Source organism: uncultured Pseudoalteromonas sp. (genome assembly GCF_963922945.1).
Classification (GTDB): Bacteria; Pseudomonadota; Gammaproteobacteria; order Enterobacterales; family Alteromonadaceae; genus Pseudoalteromonas.
Window position 1 is genome coordinate 1 of the sequence record NZ_CAWUKC010000083.1, and the last position, 17,255, is coordinate 17,255.

The window sequence follows — 17,255 nt, forward strand, 5'->3', positions numbered from 1 at the left end:
CGTGATTTAGAAAAAGTGTTTGAGTCACTAGAGTACACAAAATGGCGCTCGTTCAGAGACAGCGATGATTCACGTTTTGTATCGCTGACTATGCCTCGCTTCTTATCTCGTTTACCGTATGGTGCAGCTTCTAAACCTGTCGAAGAATTTAACTTTGAAGAGTTTGAAGTTGAGCCAAAAGCAGGTCGCTCAGTAAGCACTGATAATAGCGACTACTGCTGGAGTAATGCAGCATACGCAATGGCTACTAATATGACCAAAGCGTTTTCACAATACGGCTTTTGTACTGCGATCCGTGGTGCAGAAGGCGGTGGTAAAGTTGAAGGCCTACCAACGCATATTTTCACAAGCGATGATGGTGATCCGGATCTTAAATGCCCAACGGAAATCGGCATAACAGACCGCCGTGAAGCTGAGCTTAGTAAACTTGGTTTCTTACCTTTATGTCACTACAAAAATACTGATTATGCCGTTTTCTTTGGTGGCCAAAGCTGTCAAAAACCACAAGTATATTCAACGCCAGATGCAACAGCTAATGCTGCCATTTCAGCCCGCTTACCTTACTTAATGGCTACCTCTCGTTTTGCCCATTACTTAAAAGTGATGGCGCGAGATAAAATTGGTAGCTTTATGGAAGCAGAAGATGTTGAGTCATGGTTAAACCGTTGGATTCTATCGTATGTAAATGCGACAGAGGGCGGTGGTCAAGATATCAGGGCACGTTACCCATTAGCCGATGCGAAAGTATCAGTTAAAGAAATACCAGGTCAGCCAGGCGCTTATAACGCAGTGGCATGGTTACGACCTTGGCTACAAATGGAAGAACTTACTTCTTCATTACGTCTTGTAGCTAAAATTCCAGAGATTGGTTAATTAACTAGTCTTTAGCGTTAAGGATAATGCAGTAAAATGAATCACGAAGAGTTTTCATTTATAAATCAAGACTACGCTTTTCACCAAAAGTCGCAGTCTAGAATTAGCGATAATGATGCTTTGCTTGATAGGTTTTTGAACGAAAAAAACTTAGACAAGGCGCTGTTATTGTGGCTTGAAGGCTCTTCTGATTCTCCTATCTCTTGGACAAAAGAATCACTTGGTCCCTATTTACAACGAATTATTGTTGAACTTGATCAGTTAATTTCTCAGCAATTAAATATCATTATTCACCATACCCGCTTTCAAAAATTAGAAGCAAGCTGGCGTAACTTATGGTGGTTAACCCTCCAAACAGAGCAATACGACAAAGAAAATAAAGTAAAAATAAAAGTATTAAACTGTGATTGGGCAACCCTGTCTAAAGATGTAAATAAAGCGATAGATTTCGACCAAAGTTACTTTTTCCAGTTACTTTATCAAAGCGAATTTGATAGTGCCGGTGGCGAGCCTTTTGGTGCAGTAATTGGCGATTACGAAATTAGTAACATGTCATTTAATGGCACTATTTATAACGATATTGATACTATTAAAGAAATCTCGCGCACTGCAGCTGCAGCATTCTCACCATTTATATGTTCAGCGTCTCCAAACCTTTTTGGTGCAGATAACTTTTCGGACCTTGGGTATTACGCCGATCTATTTAATCAATTTGAGCAACCTGAATATGTAAAATGGCAAAGCTTTAGAGCAATGGAAGAGGCACGCTTTGTTGGTTTAACGTTACCGCACGTTTTAGTCAGAGCGCCCTACAGTAACGATGGTAAACGCCATCAAGACTTTTATTTTAAAGAACAAATAAAAAACCCTGAAACAGATATGTTATGGGGTAATGCTGCGTTTCAGTTTGTATCAACAATAATTAGGGCTTACTGTGATAGCGGGTGGTTTGGGCACATTAGAGGAATAGAGCCTGGTAAAGTGTCAAAAGGGCTGGTCACAGGGCTTGCAAAAGATAGCTTTGCAAACGATACCTACCAAAAAGAAGCTAAACCGCCATTGGATTTATTAGTAACAAGTAAATTTGAAAAACAGTTTTCTGAACTTGGATTTATTCCCACTTCCTCAGTGACTAATACTGAGCATATTGTTTTTTATAGTAACGCATCGGTACAAAAAGCAAAAAATTACGAATCCAGTGCAGCTAATATAAATGCACGCCTTTCATCTATGTTGCAGTACATTTTATGCGTATCTCGTTTTGCACATTATTTAAAAATACTTGCCCGCGATAGAGTTGGTTCATACATAAATGCGCATGCGTGTGAGCGTGATTTACAGGCGTGGATCAACAATTATACAACCGCATCAGACTCAGCATCTGAGCAAATCAGAAGTAAGTATCCACTGAGTAACGCGCGCATTAAAGTAAGTGAAAACAAAGCAAACCCAGGTCATTTTTTTTCTGTTTTGCAACTACAACCCCATTTTCAATTAGATCAAATGGTCTCGAGCATTAAATTAATAACAGAGCTCAGTCCTCATCACAAAATAAAGGAATAACCATGAAGAAAATACACAGCTTAATTCGCGAGGGAAAACTAACTGAAGCACTCTCTCTGTGTGCTACAGAGCTTCAAGATGAGCCTTTAAATTTTGATATAAGAAGCGTCTATTCAGAGTTACTGTGCATAAATGGTGATCTTGAAAAAGCAGATAAACAGCTCGATTTTATGGTACAAAAAAATCCTGAGTTTGCTGTAGGTGCGGTCAATCTAAGGCATTTAATTCGTGCTCAGCAATCGCGAATAGACTTTTACCAAGGTAAAGGGATCCCTAAATTATTTCACGATGCTGATGAGATAGACACATTGTTTTTAAAAATGCATGTGGCATTGCTAGAGGGCGAGATAGATGAAGCAGCTGAGCTTTCTGCACAAATGGAAGCGTTAAGAGTAAGTTCGTTAAATGATGCAGAGTCTGTGGCACGCGACTTGGACGATACATTAAACCCTTATTTAGAAGTTCTAGGCACAAATGGTGAATTTTACTTGGCAAATTTTGATGAAATTGAGTCGTTAAAGGTAGAGCCTGTAAGCTCAGTATTAGAAAGCATTTGGCTACGCGTGGAAATAACAATTAAAGAAGGTCCTTCAGGCACAGCACACTTACCCCTTGTTTATGCCAATGCTGAATCGGATCTCGAAAAATTAGGTCAGGTTTCGGATTGGGTTGAACTCAAAGATGAATTCACTATTGGTAAAGGCATGAAAATGCTGTTTGTGAATGATGAGGCTATTACAATTCCTAATTTAAAAATTAATGCTGTAGAAGCAGCATAATTTATATTTGAGCAATAATGATAGAACATAAGCAGCAGCTTCAAGCATCTATTCTAGATAGGCTCATTGATGATGAGCCTGACTTTCAAGATGCACCATCGCGTACCGAAGGGATCACAATCAGTGAGCTACGTAAAAATGTGCGCAGAGACATAGAAGCACTGCTTAACGCCCGTATTCAATGGCATACATGGCCTACTCAATATAGTGAGCTTGCTACGTCATGTTTATCGTACGGTTTACCTGATTTTTCAAGTATGTCGGTCAGCTCTCACGAAGGTCGAGCATTACTATGCGAGACAGTTAGGAATACTATTTTAAAATTTGAACCACGATTTTTAGAAGTTGAAGTATTTACTGATGATGAAGTACCGGTTAATCGCGTTTTAAACTTGCGTATTAATGCGCTTTTATACGCTGATCCTGAGCCAGAATTTATAAGCTTTGATTCTGAGGTAGAGCCTGTAAATTTAGGTATGAAGATTATAGAGGCATCATTATGAACGATGAATTATTAAAATATTACAATCGTGAATTAGCATTTGTGCGTCACTTAGGTAAAGACTTTGCTGAGAAATACCCAAAAGTAGCTGGGCGTTTAAAGCTTAGTGAAGACCATGTTGAAGACCCTCATGTATCACGGCTTATTGAATCGTTTGCATTTTTAACTGCCAATATAAGACAAAAGCTTGATGACAGTTTCCCTGAACTAACCGATGCTTTATTAGGGCAAATGCTCCCTGATTATCAGGCCCCAATCCCTTCTATGTCGATAGTAAAATTAGAAGCCGAAAACCTTTCAACTGCGGGAGTTGTCATCCCAAGAGCAAGTGAAGTTGAAACTAACGTTGATTCTATGAAGCAATGTAAGTTTCAAACCTGTTATGAAACCTACCTTTGGCCCATTGAAATTACGAAAGCACAGTTTGATAACAGCCCCTTTGTTGCGCCAAAGCCGCGTTGGCACGAAAAGGCAAAGTCTATATTTAAGTTAGAACTAACTGGTGAATATAAAGGTGTATCGCTTGCAGAAACCGGTTTAGAAAAGCTTCGTGTATATATAAACGGGCAGTGGCATCATACACTTAAAGTGTACGAGCTGTTATTTAAACATAGTATTGGTATAGCCATAGATAATGACGAAGAAGGCATTAAATACTTATCAAAAAAGCAATTAAAAGCAGTTGGGTTTGAAACTCACGAAGCGGTTGTTCCTTACTCTCAGCGCTCTGCTGCTGGTTATCGTTTATTGGTTGAAAACTTCACTTTTCCTGAGAAGTTTCGTTTTTTTGAACTCGAAGGCATACGCGGCGCATTACCTAAAAACTCCAACAAATGTAATATTTATATATACCTTGATACCGAATCAAGTGAGCTTGAAAAACAGGTTGATGAGGATATGTTTTTGCTCGGATGCACGCCAATAATTAATTTATTTGAACAAGAGCTTGAGCCAATTCGACCTGAGATAAGTCAATACGAGTATCAACTTGCACCGCGTTATATGGACTCAGAAATTTCTGAGGTAGTAGGTATCTCAGAGGTTATTGCCTTTGATCACAAAGGTAATAAACAAGTTGTTGCGCCATTTTACGGACAAACTCACCCAAACTATCAAGGCCACGAAGATTTATTTTGGCATATAAGAAGAGAAACCGCGTCGTGGGCAGGCGGCTATGTTGAGTCAGGCACCGAGACATTCATGTCGTTGGTAGATGCAAAGTTTGAAAACAGCGCAATGGAATATGGTGAAGGTAACTCGGTACTTACTGTGCGCGCGCATTGTAGCAACCGTAACTTACCCGCAAGTATGCCATTTGGCGACGAAGAGCTCGGATTACTGATGCCAGAGCGCGGCGATGTAATTAAAAAAATTCGTTGTTTAGCGCCATTTACCCATGCTGTTAGACCCGTATTAGCCGATGCAACGCGTTGGCAACTTGTTAACCATTTAACACTCGATACATTTAGCGGTGAAGATGCGTGCAATAAATTAAAAGAAGTACTCCGCCTTTATGATTTTAGAGCATCGCCTCAAACCAAGGGTCTAATAGATAATATATATAGGGTAAGTATTGAGCCTGCAACTGCACGTGTTATTCAAAAAGGTAGGGTAAGTTTTGTGACTGGCAGCGAAATAGAAATTACTTTTGCTAACGATGACTTTTCGGGCAGTGGTATGTTCTTTTTTGCCGCAGTATTGGATCATTTCTTTGCTCAGTTTGCCGCCATAAATAGTTACACACGTTTAAGTTTGCGTTTAAAAGAGCAAGAGCAAATATATTATCAGTGGCCTGCACGCGTAGGTGATAAACCATTACTATGATTAAGCAATTAATTGCCCAAGCTTCTCAAGTCGATTTTTATAAAGCGGTTTTCATTATTGAAAACCAACTTAAAAAGCGTGGCTTAGATTATCGCCATGTAGGTTACGACAGCAACCCGAAACAAGAGCTAATAAAATTTACGGCAACACAAAAGTTTGGCTACCCAGGAAATGCAATTACCAAGCTAGAAGAAACTGGCTTTGAAGATGGCTTGCACAAGGTGAATATGCAGGTTTCATTTATGGGGTTAACTGGCTGCTCTGGCGCATTACCGCAATTTTATAGTGAACTGGTGATGCAAAGGCTTCGCTATAAAGACACAACCATGCGCGATTTCTACGATATGTTTAATCATCGCCTGATCTCTTTGTATTACCGAGCTTGGAAAAAATATAAGCCTTCATTAAATCATGTAAACGATGATAAAAATAAAGATCCATATACCAAAATATTGGGGCTATTAAGTGGTGGCTATAATGAACATCAGTTGCACTTTTCAGGTTTGTACAGTCGAAAAATTCGTAATGCATTTGACTTACAAAGTGTGCTCAGTTCATACCTTGGCTGCGAAGTAAAAATAAAACAAATGGTTGGTCAATGGCACGAGCTCAAAGAGCAAGAGCAAACCCGTCTTGCTAGTCAAGCGTTATTTGAAGGTCAGCATGCTCAATTAGGTATAGATACCATGCTAGGTAAAAAGGTTTGGGATGTCTCGTCCAATATTGAAGTGCATATAAAATCAAATGATCCAAATAAAGCAAAACTGCTATTACCAAAAGGCACTTTATTTGAGCTCGCAAATAAAATTACTAAAGACTACGTTGGAAACTCAATTCAGTTTCGCTTAGTTATTGAAACTGATTTTCAGCATTTAGGCGCCGCTCAGCTGGCTAAGAATGATTGCCAATTAGGCGCAAATTCTTTTTTAGCGGTACAAAATAACAAATCAAAATCTAACCCTACTAAGTTATCGTTTAAGGGATAATTAAATTTAAAAGGAACACGGTATGTCTTCGATGACACTCAATAAACTAGTTGAAAAACTAAGCCCTGATTGCAGAAAAAGCCTAGAGGCGGCTGTTGCAATTTGTAATAGCAGAAGCCACTTTACAGTAGAGCTTGAACATTGGCTGCTTGCCATGATTGAGCAGCAACTAGATGACGTTAGGCTTATTTTTGGCGCTTTTGACATTGATATAGAAAAAGTAAAACAAGACTTAAATCAATCTTTAGAAGCGTTTAAAACTGGTAGCGAGTCATCACCTAGTTTATCTGTGCATGTTACGAGTCTATTAAAGCAATCTTGGTTAAGTACCAGTATAGAGTTTACTGATAACCAAATTCGTAGTGCCTACGTTATTTATACGCTTGTAAAAGACGATACTTTGTCGAGCTTGGTAACACGCTGTAGTAAGTTATTTAATAAAATAGAGCCTGGGCAGCTACTTCATGCATGGCCAGAAATAGTCGCCCAATCGCAAGAACGTAATCATTCAGTACAAAGTGCGGCGAGTCAATCGGCTAGTAATTCTAAAACCCCGAGCCTTGATCAGTTTACTGTTGATTTAACGGCACAAGCAAAAGCCGGAAAAATAGATCCTATTTTGGGCCGCGACTTCGAAATTCGCCAAATGGTCGATATTTTAACTAGGCGTCGTCAAAACAACCCAATTTTAACCGGTGAAGCGGGTGTAGGTAAAACAGCTGTAGTTGAAGGCTTAGCTTTAAGAATCGCACAAAAAGATGTACCGGCTGTGCTGCAGAATGTGAAAATTCACAGCTTAGATTTAGCACTATTGCAAGCTGGCGCAGGCATGAAAGGCGAGTTTGAAAATCGTCTCAAATCATTAATCAACGAAGTAAAAAATGCAGTTAACCCTGTTATTTTATTTATTGATGAAGCACATACCATGATTGGTAGTGGCGGAGCCGCAGGCCAAAACGATGCCGCTAATTTATTAAAACCTGCACTTGCTCGTGGTGAGCTTAGAACTATTGCCGCTACAACGTGGGCTGAATATAAAAAGTTTTTTGAAAAAGATGCTGCGCTAACACGTCGCTTCCAAGTGGTAAAAGTTGAAGAACCAACGCCAGAAAAAGCCGTGGCAATGTTACGCGGTTTAGTGCCAGTGATGGAAAAACACCATAAAGTATTTATTTCTGAGCAAGCACTCGAAAGTGCTGTGCATTTATCGCATCGCTATATTACGGCAAGGCAGCTACCCGATAAAGCCGTAGCATTATTAGATACTGCTTGCGCACGGGTGGCAATGAGCCAAGCATCTACACCAAACACTATAGAGCAACTTGTAAATCGCTTAAGCGAAATAGAAACACAAGTGCAAATGCTACACCGTGAACAAAAAACAGGTTTAGATCACTCTGTGCAACTAGATACACTTAAAACTGAACTTGTAACCATTGAAGAGCAATTAGCACCATTAACTGAGCAGTTTAAAGTAGAAAAAGAAATTGTCGCTGAGCTTAATCAGGCACTCGAGTCTATTAATTCAGATCAAGATAATTCATCAGATGAAATTTTAGCCAGCCTAAAGCAGAGCAAAGAAAAGTTAACTGCTTTTGAACATAATATGGTTCATTGGCAAGTTGATGAAGAGCTTATTGCACAGGTTATATCAGATTGGACTGGCATACCTGTAGGTAAAATGCACGAAGATGAAATACATGGCATTTTAAACCTCGCGCAAGAAATGAAAAAACGCGTAGTGGGGCAAGATCACGCTTTAGATTTAATTGCTAAAGTCGTGCAAACATCTCGCGCACAATTAGCAGATGAAAGCCGACCTAACGGTATTTTTATGTTGGCAGGTCCAAGTGGTGTAGGTAAAACCGAGACTGCACTATCCTTGGCACACGAAGTGTATGGCAGTGAAGAAAATGTCACCATTATTAATATGTCTGAGTTTAAAGAAGAGCATAAAGTGTCGCTACTGCTTGGTTCACCTCCAGGGTATGTAGGTTATGGCGAAGGTGGCATATTAACCGAAGCCGTAAGAAGAAAACCATACAGCGTAGTATTGCTCGATGAAATGGAAAAAGCACACCCTGGTGTACAAGATATTTTCTATCAAGTATTTGATAAAGGTACAATTAAAGACGGTGAAGGCCGCGATATCGACTTCAAAAATACAATTATTATCATGACCTCTAATGTGGGTACTGATACCACCATGAGCTTATTTGAAGACGAAGAAAGTAAGCCGAGTATCAAAGGTTTATTAAAAGCATTACAAGATGATTTACTCGCCTCATTTAAACCAGCTTTTTTAGGTCGTATTAATGTAATACCTTATATTCCACTAAGTGACGATATTCTTACAGAAATTGCATCACTACAAATCGCTAAAATAATTAAACGCGTTAAAAAGCATTACAATGCTGAGCTTAAATATGAAAATGACGTAATAGAATATATTGTTGATAATTGCCAAAATGCTGGGTCCGGTGCTAGGAACATTCACACCATTTTGCAAAATAAACTATTACCTTTACTTTCGGAAGTTTTACTTTCTAGCATGATAGATGATAAAGAAATAAATAGTATATTTCTGTCAGTTATAGATAATGAATTTAATATTGAGTTAAATTAAAGTTTATTTAAATTAACTTGGTATTAAGGTTGTTTCTTTATTTTTAGGGTATTATAATTTTGGTGCCTTAAATCACTACATGGAATTTTTGAGACATTGTCTTCATCTAAGGAAAGGAATCTGAGGGCCTTTTCATTGCTGTATTAAAGATAATGATTTCAAAGGAATTTTTGGGAAACCAAAGTAAATAATCCAGTCTAAATGGATAACATTGTTTAATTAAAAGGAGCATTATCAAATGCAATCAAATACATATTTAAAATACGGTTCAATCAAAGGCGAAACCACAGCTGAATCTTTCAAAGATTTAATCACAGTATTATCTTTAGATTGGAACGTAAGCCGTGAAATTAGCGCAGCAACTGGTACAGCAATGGACCGTGAGTCTAGCTCTACTCGTCTTGGCGATGTAACCATCACTAAACTTCAAGATAAAGCATCTCCGGATCTTTTCAAAGAAGCAACTATCGGTAAAGGCCTTCCAGCTGTTTTCCATATCACTAAACAAGGTGATAAAGTTGAAGAAATCATGAAAATCGAACTTACAGATGCGATGATTTCTAGCTACTCTGTTTCAGTACAAAACGATCGTCCTATCGAAACAATCACTATCAGCTACACAGAAATGATGATGACTGTTACTCCAACAGACGACAAAAATAACATTACTGCTCCACTTGTATACGGTTACAGCGGTGTTAAAGGTCAACAAATGTAATTTTTGTTACCTTATAATGGCTCTGAGCTTTTGCTCAGAGCTTTTTTTGATCTTTAGGATGGGAAAGGCAAGGAATGCAACAAGCAACACAAGATAACAACGTAATTCAAATTAGCACCCCTGCTGGTAAAGATGCCCTCTATTTAACTCGTTTTGTTGCCCAAGAGGCAATGTCAGATTTATTCGTTATGTCTGCCAATATGTACACGATTGGTAAACAAATAGCACACGAAGACTTGGTTGGAAAACCGGTATCTATTAAAGTAAAAAATGCACAAGGCGGTGGCGAGCGTTACTATCACGGAATAGTAAGCCACTTAGTATCAAATGGTAGCCGCACAGCAGATGTAGAAGAACAAAAAAACTATATAGATTACCAAGCAACTATCGTCCCGTTTGCAGCATCTATGCGCAATCGTAAAAACAGCCGAATATTCCAAAAGAAAACAATTAAAGAAATATTTGCTGACCTATTTGGCCAACACAATGTTGCCTTTAGCGATAAAACCAGCAAGACATACCCTAAATACGAATACTGTGTTCAGTACCAAGAGTCAGACTTTGACTTTATCCAACGACTTTTTCAACAAGAAGGTATTTTTTACTTTTTTGAGCACACCAATAGCAACCACACACTGGTACTTGCAGATGATATAACTGCATACGAGGTATGTGACGAAGCGAAAGTTGTTTATTCAACAGGCCATTTAAGCGAATCACACGTATCACGTTGGCAGGGCGGTTTAAGCATTGCACCTGGCAGCTTTAAACGCGTTGGTTACGATTTTAAACAGCCATCAAGATACCCTGATGGTGAGCAAGCAAATCCAGAGCTCCCGACTCAATCGGTATCAGAAATTTTTGAATACACGGGCGAGCAAGAGTGCCACCCACGTGCGGCAAACTTAGCATCTGTTCAGCTTGAGTCATTACAGCGAGACATGAAGCTCTCTAGTGGTCGCAGTGACTGTCGCTCATTCACTGTTGGCAAATTATTTAGCTTTAAAAAGCACGAAGACCCACGCCTTGAGGGTAAAAGCTTTGTGATTACCTCAATGATGACGTCAATAACAATACCTAATCAATCGGGTGCATTACAATCAAGTGCTGAAGAAGTGTACTCAAACCATTTTGAATGCGTACCCAAAGAAATCCCTTACAGAGCACAAATAAATAAGAAAAAACCTGTAATAAATGGGGTTCAAACGGCAATTGTAACCGGCGATAGCGCTGATGAAATAATGATTGATCAATATGGTCGCGTAAAAGTGCAGTTTGATTGGGATCGAGAAGGTAAAAAGGATTCAAAAAGCTCTTGCTGGATCCGTGTAGCGCAAAACTGGGCGGGTAAAAAGTGGGGGGCGTTTTTCTTCCCACGTGTAGGCCAAGAAGTACTTGTAGACTTTATAAATGGCGACCCAGATCAACCTATTATAAGTGGCGCTGTTTACAACGCAGACTTAATGCCTCCGTACGCATTACCTGGCGAAAAAACACAAAGTGGTATTAAAACACGCTCTACAAAAGAAGGCGGAGCCGATAACTTTAACGAGCTAAGGTTTGAAGATAAAAAAGGCAGTGAGCTGGTTTATATTCAAGCAGAAAAAGACAAACAGCTTTACGTAAAAAATGACCAGAACGACAAAACAGATCACGACCATAATATTGAAATTGGTAACGATCGAAAAGTTGATATTGGCAATAATGAAACGCTTAAAGTAGCAAAAAACCGCAGTGATGATATTGGTGAAAACGACACATTAAAAGTGGGTAAAACACTTAACATTGAAGCGGGAGACGAAATAGTAATTAAAACTGGCTCTGCACAAATTAAAATGAGCAGCAGCGGTAATATAACTATAGAAGGCACTAATATAGATATTAAAGGCAGTAATGTTAAAGTTGATGGTAGTGCCATTACTTTATCTGCCGGTATGATTAAATTAAATTAGTGCAATTATGGAAATAATAAATAGTTTTTACACAGGGTTTAGAAACGGCATTAATAATAATGGTTACGTTGTATATTGCCGTTATGGATTGCCTTATTTAATTTGCTTGCCTTTAAATAGACCTGATGATCCGTTGCTAAATCCTGCATTAACGCATTTAAAAGCGATGAATGGTTATTACGCAAATCAGTTTTTTAGTAATTTACATAGTGCATTAAACAGTGAAGACATTATAGCCGCTTTGTATCAATATGCTCTACAAAGCCCTGTATCTATTTCTGATTATAATAAAGCGGAATTAATTGATACGTTATCGGGTTTAGTTGCTCAAAGTAAGTTATTAATTATTCCTTTATTTGATTAGGTTTATTGTTAAAAAGTAAATAAGACAAGGAGTCTTTATGGGTAAGCCCGCAGCTACAATTGGTCATATGCATGTATGCCCTAAAACAACAGGTACAGTCCCACATGTTGGCGGCCCTGTTGTGGTTGGCTCTGCTAATGTATTAATAGGTGGAATGCCCGCGGCACGTAAAGGCGATATGTTAGTATGTGTTGGCCCACCCGACAGCATAAAGTCAGGATCTGGTAGCGTAAAAATTAACGGTAAACCCGCAGCTCGAATGGGTGATGATAGCTCCCACGGCGGAAAAATTGTTGTTGGCAACCCTACTGTATTAATAGGTGGCTAATTTTGCTGTCTACCTACTTAAGTAATCATCAAGCACAATTACTCAATATAAGTAATGCACAGTGCTGCCCGTTTACCTCTGTAGGTTATGTAAAAACGCTCAAAAAAAAGCTGTTAGAAATAACCTGGTTAACCGCTAAAAAAAACAATACTCCTCAATGTTTTACCCAGCCCGACTTAACACAACTTAATGCGTTAGTAACTGACGAGCAAAGCCTTGATGTAATTTCTCAGGCATGCATAGAAGTGATGGCTAATTTACCGCAAACAATTAACCTTGCTTTTATAAACGCTTTGCTGAACAGCCCGTCTCTGCATGGTTTAGCAAAGGCTGTTATTCATAAAGTTTTATTACAACAACACAGCTTTAATTTAATTGCATTAATTGACTTAAACACTCTTTATTTTGCGTTAGCTAATAGCACTGAACAAGAGGAAACAACAGCCGAAACCGTCTCGCTTATCAGCGCGTTCAACCCTAATGCCAATATAAAAGTGCTAAAACATGTGTTTGATGAGCTATATAAAAGTGGGCTTGTTAATTCACCGTTAATGTCGCTTTTTTTATTATCTCTAAGTTGGGAACAGGTAAACGCGTTAAGTAACTACGCAAGCCACGTTTTAACAGTAGATGATACGTTGCAGGTGCTATTACAAAGTGGCTATGTAAAGTTAGTGCCTTTAGCGTGTATGTCGTTAAACCAAGTAGAAAACCCAACAGCCATTATTGCCTTAATAAGGCGTATGCTTGGTGATAAGCTCGACTTACTCGTAAGCTATGACATTCAACTAAGTGCGTTTAATGCTGAACAACAAGCACTAATGGCTTTTAAACAGCAGTTACAGCAAAACTGGCCTAAATACGAGGAGGAGCTTTGCTTGCAGAGGCTTGTAGCTGGCAAATCTCTTAATAAAAGGTTAAACGCAATAGAAATGTCGGCAATGGACTGTTATAGCCAAGCAATATTCAATTTGTATACTTACTACAAATCTGTGGCTGAAAATGTAAAAGCAGAGGCGCAAGCATGAAGGCGTTTAATGTAAACGTAAGCTGTTTTTTTACGCCTTTGTCGCAAGACATAGATACACTGCTACATGAAGATACCCCAAACCCACCTAACGGTATTAATTGGCAATCATGGAATGCCTGTATTTATGACTGCATAGTAAAAGCGAAAGAGCTTTTTGCAAAAGTCGAAGACTCAAACTTGCCACTTGTATGGTTATTGCCAGCACTGGCGTACCAAGATGAGCTAAAGCAGCTTTTAGCAAAAAGTTTTAAACAGTTGTTCCCTGATCATGTAGAGCACTTATTATTTTATGGTGCTGTTGGTGCTAATACGTTAGTACAAATGGCGGGGCAAAAAAAATGGGCTAAAGCAAATGTTATAGCCATTGACACAACCTATAAAGCCGATAAAAACAATGAGTGGGTATACTTAGGAGTGGGTGGTGCACTCGCGACTATTGAAACGGTTAAAAGCGGCTGGATGCAAGTAAGCCATGAGCTTGCCCCTTCAATCGATTTTATAAAGCACGACCAACTAGGTGGTATATTTTCAAATATTGCACAGCATAATAAAGACTACATAGACCTTATTTTTGCTCCAGGCAACGGCATACATCAGCAAAGTGACGTATGGCTGACTAATTTACAAAGGCTCAGCAGTTTAATTAATGAGCATACACATTATGAATTACCTAATTACAAACTAGGTAAAATGGGTGCGCTTGAAGGACTTGTCAATTTATATCAATTGACCTCAAGCCCGGCTATTGTAAATCACTTTAAACACGCGTTAGTGATTTCTCAAGAACAATCAAAATATCAGGCCGCAGCATCATACTTATGGATAAGTGAGGAAGTACACAACTAATGCAAAGTAATACGGTTGTTTTACAAGGAACGAGTTACCCCATTTGCCTGGTTGTTGGCAAAGGCCAAACGCCGTCAGGTTATGTGCTGACTGTGGCAAATACTCCAGATACAGCTAAACAACAAATAGCCCAAATTGGCGGAGCGTTAACAGGTGACGCAGCCAAACGCCTTGATGTAATTAATTTACTAAATAGTGCAGGCATTAACTGCCCACGCAGTGCCTCTGCCCGCGAAACAGCAAGTGTACTTACCCAGGCCTTAGTAAGTGGCGTAGTAACGTGTTACCACCAAAAAGCAAAGTCGGCTATTCAAGTAAGCGATAATACTAATAGTGGCTCAGCGGGTAAAAAGTCGAGCAATAAATCAAGCTCAACCGTATCGGGTAAAAGCGCATCGCAAGCACCTGCTAAAAACACGGGTGGTGCAAGTAATAACACCGCAAGCGAAGAGCCCATTACAAACCAAGAGTGCCGCTCAGATCCGGTATCAATGCTGTCGGGCGAAGAAATTCTCCCGCTTATCGACTTTACTCTAGCAGGCAGCCGCCAATTAGTGTGGCGACGTTTGTATCGCTCATCTCATGCTGATGTGTGCACAACAATGGGTAATGGTTGGCGCCATGACTTTATGGCAAGCCTTACAGAGCATTACTTGCCACCGCCAAAAGTGGGCCCTAAGCAAAAAGGCACTTACTGGTTAGAGTACCAAGATGAGCACGGCGCTAAACATAAATTTGAAAAAGTAAAGCCTGGCCAATCAAGCTATCAGTTAAGTAGTAACCTTGCGCTACATTACCAAACAAATGGTAAGCAAGTACTTGTAACACCAGATGACCAACACCTTACGTTTAAACCAGGCGAAAGCGCGTGGCTGCTTGAAAAAATAATTAACGAAAAAGGCCAAAGCATCGCGTTTTATTACGATGCAAAAGAGCGCCTACACCGCATAGAAGTAAACAAAGTACGTGGCTGTATAATTAGCTACAACACGCAAGGTTTATTAAGCAAAATAGCAGCGTACTGCACCGATAAAAACAACAAACAGCAATTGCTATCGCCATTACTAGCAAGCTACGAGTACGATGAAAACAAAAACCTTGTTAAGGCTACTAATCAGCAAAACGAAACTGAGCGCTACGCCTATAACGCCGCTAATTTATTAACAAAGCGTACCCGAGCCAGTGGCTTTAGCCATCATTTTGAGTGGGATAGCTACTCACCCAGCGCTAAATGTATAAAGCAGTGGGGCGATAACAATACCTATACCTACCAGTTTGAATATAACTTAGCAGCTGGTGAAACAACCTGTATAGATTCTCGCGGCCACAAAGAGCACTTTGTACATAACGCACAAGGTAAATTGGTAAAACATACCGACCCTAACGGCAACGTTTGGCAATATACATACAATGCGCAAGGCCAAAAGCTCAGTGAAATTAAGCCCGATAGCAGCACAACGCGCTATAGCTACACACCTTTCGGCCAATTAGAATCTATAACACAGCCAGATGGTAGCCAAACCCATTTTGCTTACAACCAACTTGGGCAACGTGTATTAACTATCTTACCTGATGGCCAAACCATTACGCGTAAATACAGTGTGGCTGGCTTATTACAAAGCGAAACCTTTGGTGATGGTCGCACCACGTTATACAGCTACGATAAGCTTGGCCAGTTAACCCAGCATATTAATAAAAATGGTCAAATCACCAAATTTATTTGGAACGAACAAGGCGAGCTGTTAGCAAAACACCATAACGATGAGCTAATACGTTACAGCTACGACAGCCTAGGCCGCGTAAATGCCACACTGAATAACGCAGGCTTACTCACCCAATATAAATACAATGAGCACGGCCAGCTTACACAAACCATAGCCTTTGATGAAAACGAGCCTGAAAATAAACAGCATCAATACTTTAGCTACGACGAAGCAGGGCGATTAATTAGCTCGCAAAACAGCAAAGGCGACACCACAGAGCAACACTTTGAAGGGCTAAGCCAACCGCACTGTGTTATTCAGCCCGATGGCAGCGCCCTGCATTTAACGTACGACAAAGAGCGAAACTTAACAGCCATCGAGCGAAGCGACGGCCATGTATACCGCATAAGTTACGACGCGAACGAAAACCCTACACAAATAACCGGATTTGATGGCACACTACAGCAATATAAATACGACGCCTGTAACCGCTTAACTTCAGTAACACAAAGCAACAAACGCCATGTAAAAATAGAGCGCGACAGCCTTGGCCGCGTAACTGCGCAGCATGCAAGCCTTGCAAGCGACTCACATATAATTAATAACGCCAATTACTACAGTTATAACCTGCAAGGTAAAATTACGCGTGCGCATAATGCACAATCAACACTTAAACAACGCTTTGATAAAGGCGGCAGGCTATTGTGCGCCGAGCAAGTTAATAACCAGCAACAAGCGCATACATTAAAATACAGTTACGACGAATACGGCAGAAGGCAAACGCTTACGCTGCCAGACTCAACCACGCTTAAATACAGCTACAACCAGTTTGGCCAGCTAAGTGCTATTCACTTACAGCAAGCCAATAGCAAAGAGGGTGAGCTCGCTGAGCCGCTTGTAACACTAGGCTACGACAGCCAAGGTAATATTAACACCCAGCAGTTTGGTAACAGTATTACCCTCAATCAACAGTTTGATGTATTCAACCGTTTAACGCAGCAACAGCTTACACACCCAGCGCAAACATTATTTGATACCTGTACGTACAACTACGACAGCATCAACCAGCTTATTGCCCGTAAAAACGAAGGCGTAAGCAGCCAAAATATCAATTTTGAATACAACAGCCTCGGCCAGTTAATACAACAAACATTGGCAAGC

General features: G+C 39.8%; 14 protein-coding genes. All 14 read left to right on the forward strand.

Annotated features, from left to right (window positions below):
• The coding region (gene tssC, locus AABI99_RS14855) for a type VI secretion system contractile sheath large subunit (RefSeq protein WP_338366830.1) at nucleotides 1-873 on the forward strand (873 nt) is incomplete at its 5' end.
• A gap of 36 nt (nucleotides 874-909) precedes the next feature.
• Nucleotides 910-2,436 (forward strand): type VI secretion system contractile sheath large subunit, encoded by a 1,527-nt coding sequence (gene tssC / locus AABI99_RS14860; protein ID WP_338366832.1) that lies wholly within the window; start codon nucleotides 910-912, stop codon nucleotides 2,434-2,436.
• A 2-nt stretch (nucleotides 2,437-2,438) separates the two neighbouring features.
• The gene (locus tag AABI99_RS14865; protein WP_338366835.1) at nucleotides 2,439-3,215 is read left to right on the forward strand and encodes a type VI secretion system accessory protein TagJ; all 777 of its coding nucleotides are present in this window, start codon (nucleotides 2,439-2,441) and stop codon (nucleotides 3,213-3,215) included.
• A 17-nt stretch (nucleotides 3,216-3,232) separates the two neighbouring features.
• Nucleotides 3,233-3,718, forward strand: a complete 486-nt coding sequence (tssE, locus tag AABI99_RS14870) for a type VI secretion system baseplate subunit TssE (RefSeq protein ID WP_338366836.1) — start codon at nucleotides 3,233-3,235, stop codon at nucleotides 3,716-3,718.
• Nucleotides 3,715-5,541, forward strand: a complete 1,827-nt coding sequence (gene tssF, locus AABI99_RS14875) for a type VI secretion system baseplate subunit TssF (RefSeq protein WP_338366838.1) — start codon at nucleotides 3,715-3,717, stop codon at nucleotides 5,539-5,541. Before tssE ends, tssF begins: the two co-directional genes overlap by 4 nt.
• Complete coding sequence (gene tssG / locus AABI99_RS14880; protein ID WP_338366840.1) at nucleotides 5,538-6,527, forward strand: type VI secretion system baseplate subunit TssG; 990 nt, start codon at nucleotides 5,538-5,540, stop codon at nucleotides 6,525-6,527. The genes tssF and tssG overlap by 4 nt, the downstream gene beginning before the upstream one ends.
• A gap of 22 nt (nucleotides 6,528-6,549) precedes the next feature.
• On the forward strand, nucleotides 6,550-9,153 hold the full coding sequence (gene tssH, locus AABI99_RS14885) for a type VI secretion system ATPase TssH (RefSeq protein ID WP_338366842.1): 2,604 nt from the start codon (nucleotides 6,550-6,552) through the stop codon (nucleotides 9,151-9,153).
• A 238-nt stretch (nucleotides 9,154-9,391) separates the two neighbouring features.
• Nucleotides 9,392-9,871: a type VI secretion system tube protein Hcp gene (locus AABI99_RS14890; RefSeq protein ID WP_338366844.1), complete on the forward strand. Its 480-nt coding sequence runs from the start codon at nucleotides 9,392-9,394 to the stop codon at nucleotides 9,869-9,871.
• A gap of 74 nt (nucleotides 9,872-9,945) precedes the next feature.
• Nucleotides 9,946-11,823 carry a type VI secretion system tip protein TssI/VgrG gene (gene tssI / locus AABI99_RS14895; RefSeq protein WP_338366846.1) on the forward strand — a complete coding sequence of 626 codons (1,878 nt, stop codon included), beginning with the start codon at nucleotides 9,946-9,948 and terminating at the stop codon, nucleotides 11,821-11,823.
• A 7-nt stretch (nucleotides 11,824-11,830) separates the two neighbouring features.
• Nucleotides 11,831-12,187, forward strand: a complete 357-nt coding sequence (locus AABI99_RS14900; protein ID WP_338366848.1) for a hypothetical protein — start codon at nucleotides 11,831-11,833, stop codon at nucleotides 12,185-12,187.
• Between the two features lie 37 nt (nucleotides 12,188-12,224).
• Entirely contained in the window at nucleotides 12,225-12,515 is a 291-nt protein-coding gene (locus AABI99_RS14905; protein ID WP_055015739.1) for a PAAR domain-containing protein, read from the forward strand.
• 2 nt (nucleotides 12,516-12,517) lie between these two features.
• The gene (locus AABI99_RS14910) at nucleotides 12,518-13,543 is read left to right on the forward strand and encodes a hypothetical protein (protein WP_338366852.1); all 1,026 of its coding nucleotides are present in this window, start codon (nucleotides 12,518-12,520) and stop codon (nucleotides 13,541-13,543) included.
• A complete protein-coding gene (locus AABI99_RS14915; protein WP_338366854.1) occupies nucleotides 13,540-14,391 on the forward strand; it encodes a hypothetical protein in 852 nt (283 codons plus the stop codon). Before AABI99_RS14910 ends, AABI99_RS14915 begins: the two co-directional genes overlap by 4 nt.
• Nucleotides 14,391-17,255 (forward strand): DUF6531 domain-containing protein (locus AABI99_RS14920; protein ID WP_338366856.1); only part of this gene is annotated, 2,865 nt, incomplete at its 3' end. The genes AABI99_RS14915 and AABI99_RS14920, both read left to right, overlap by 1 nt.

What these genes read in the sequence shown, in the direction of transcription:
- tssI (WP_338366846.1), top strand. Translation starts at nt 9,946, where the DNA reads ATGCAACAAGCAACACAAGATAACAACGTAATTCAAATTAGCACCCCT.
- tssE (WP_338366836.1), top strand. Translation starts at nt 3,233, where the DNA reads ATGATAGAACATAAGCAGCAGCTTCAAGCATCTATTCTAGATAGGCTC.
- AABI99_RS14865 (WP_338366835.1), top strand. Translation starts at nt 2,439, where the DNA reads ATGAAGAAAATACACAGCTTAATTCGCGAGGGAAAACTAACTGAAGCA.
- AABI99_RS14900 (WP_338366848.1), top strand. Translation starts at nt 11,831, where the DNA reads ATGGAAATAATAAATAGTTTTTACACAGGGTTTAGAAACGGCATTAAT.
- tssG (WP_338366840.1), top strand. Translation starts at nt 5,538, where the DNA reads ATGATTAAGCAATTAATTGCCCAAGCTTCTCAAGTCGATTTTTATAAA.
- tssF (WP_338366838.1), top strand. Translation starts at nt 3,715, where the DNA reads ATGAACGATGAATTATTAAAATATTACAATCGTGAATTAGCATTTGTG.
- AABI99_RS14915 (WP_338366854.1), top strand. Translation starts at nt 13,540, where the DNA reads ATGAAGGCGTTTAATGTAAACGTAAGCTGTTTTTTTACGCCTTTGTCG.
- tssH (WP_338366842.1), top strand. Translation starts at nt 6,550, where the DNA reads ATGTCTTCGATGACACTCAATAAACTAGTTGAAAAACTAAGCCCTGAT.
- tssC (WP_338366832.1), top strand. Translation starts at nt 910, where the DNA reads ATGAATCACGAAGAGTTTTCATTTATAAATCAAGACTACGCTTTTCAC.
- AABI99_RS14905 (WP_055015739.1), top strand. Translation starts at nt 12,225, where the DNA reads ATGGGTAAGCCCGCAGCTACAATTGGTCATATGCATGTATGCCCTAAA.
- AABI99_RS14890 (WP_338366844.1), top strand. Translation starts at nt 9,392, where the DNA reads ATGCAATCAAATACATATTTAAAATACGGTTCAATCAAAGGCGAAACC.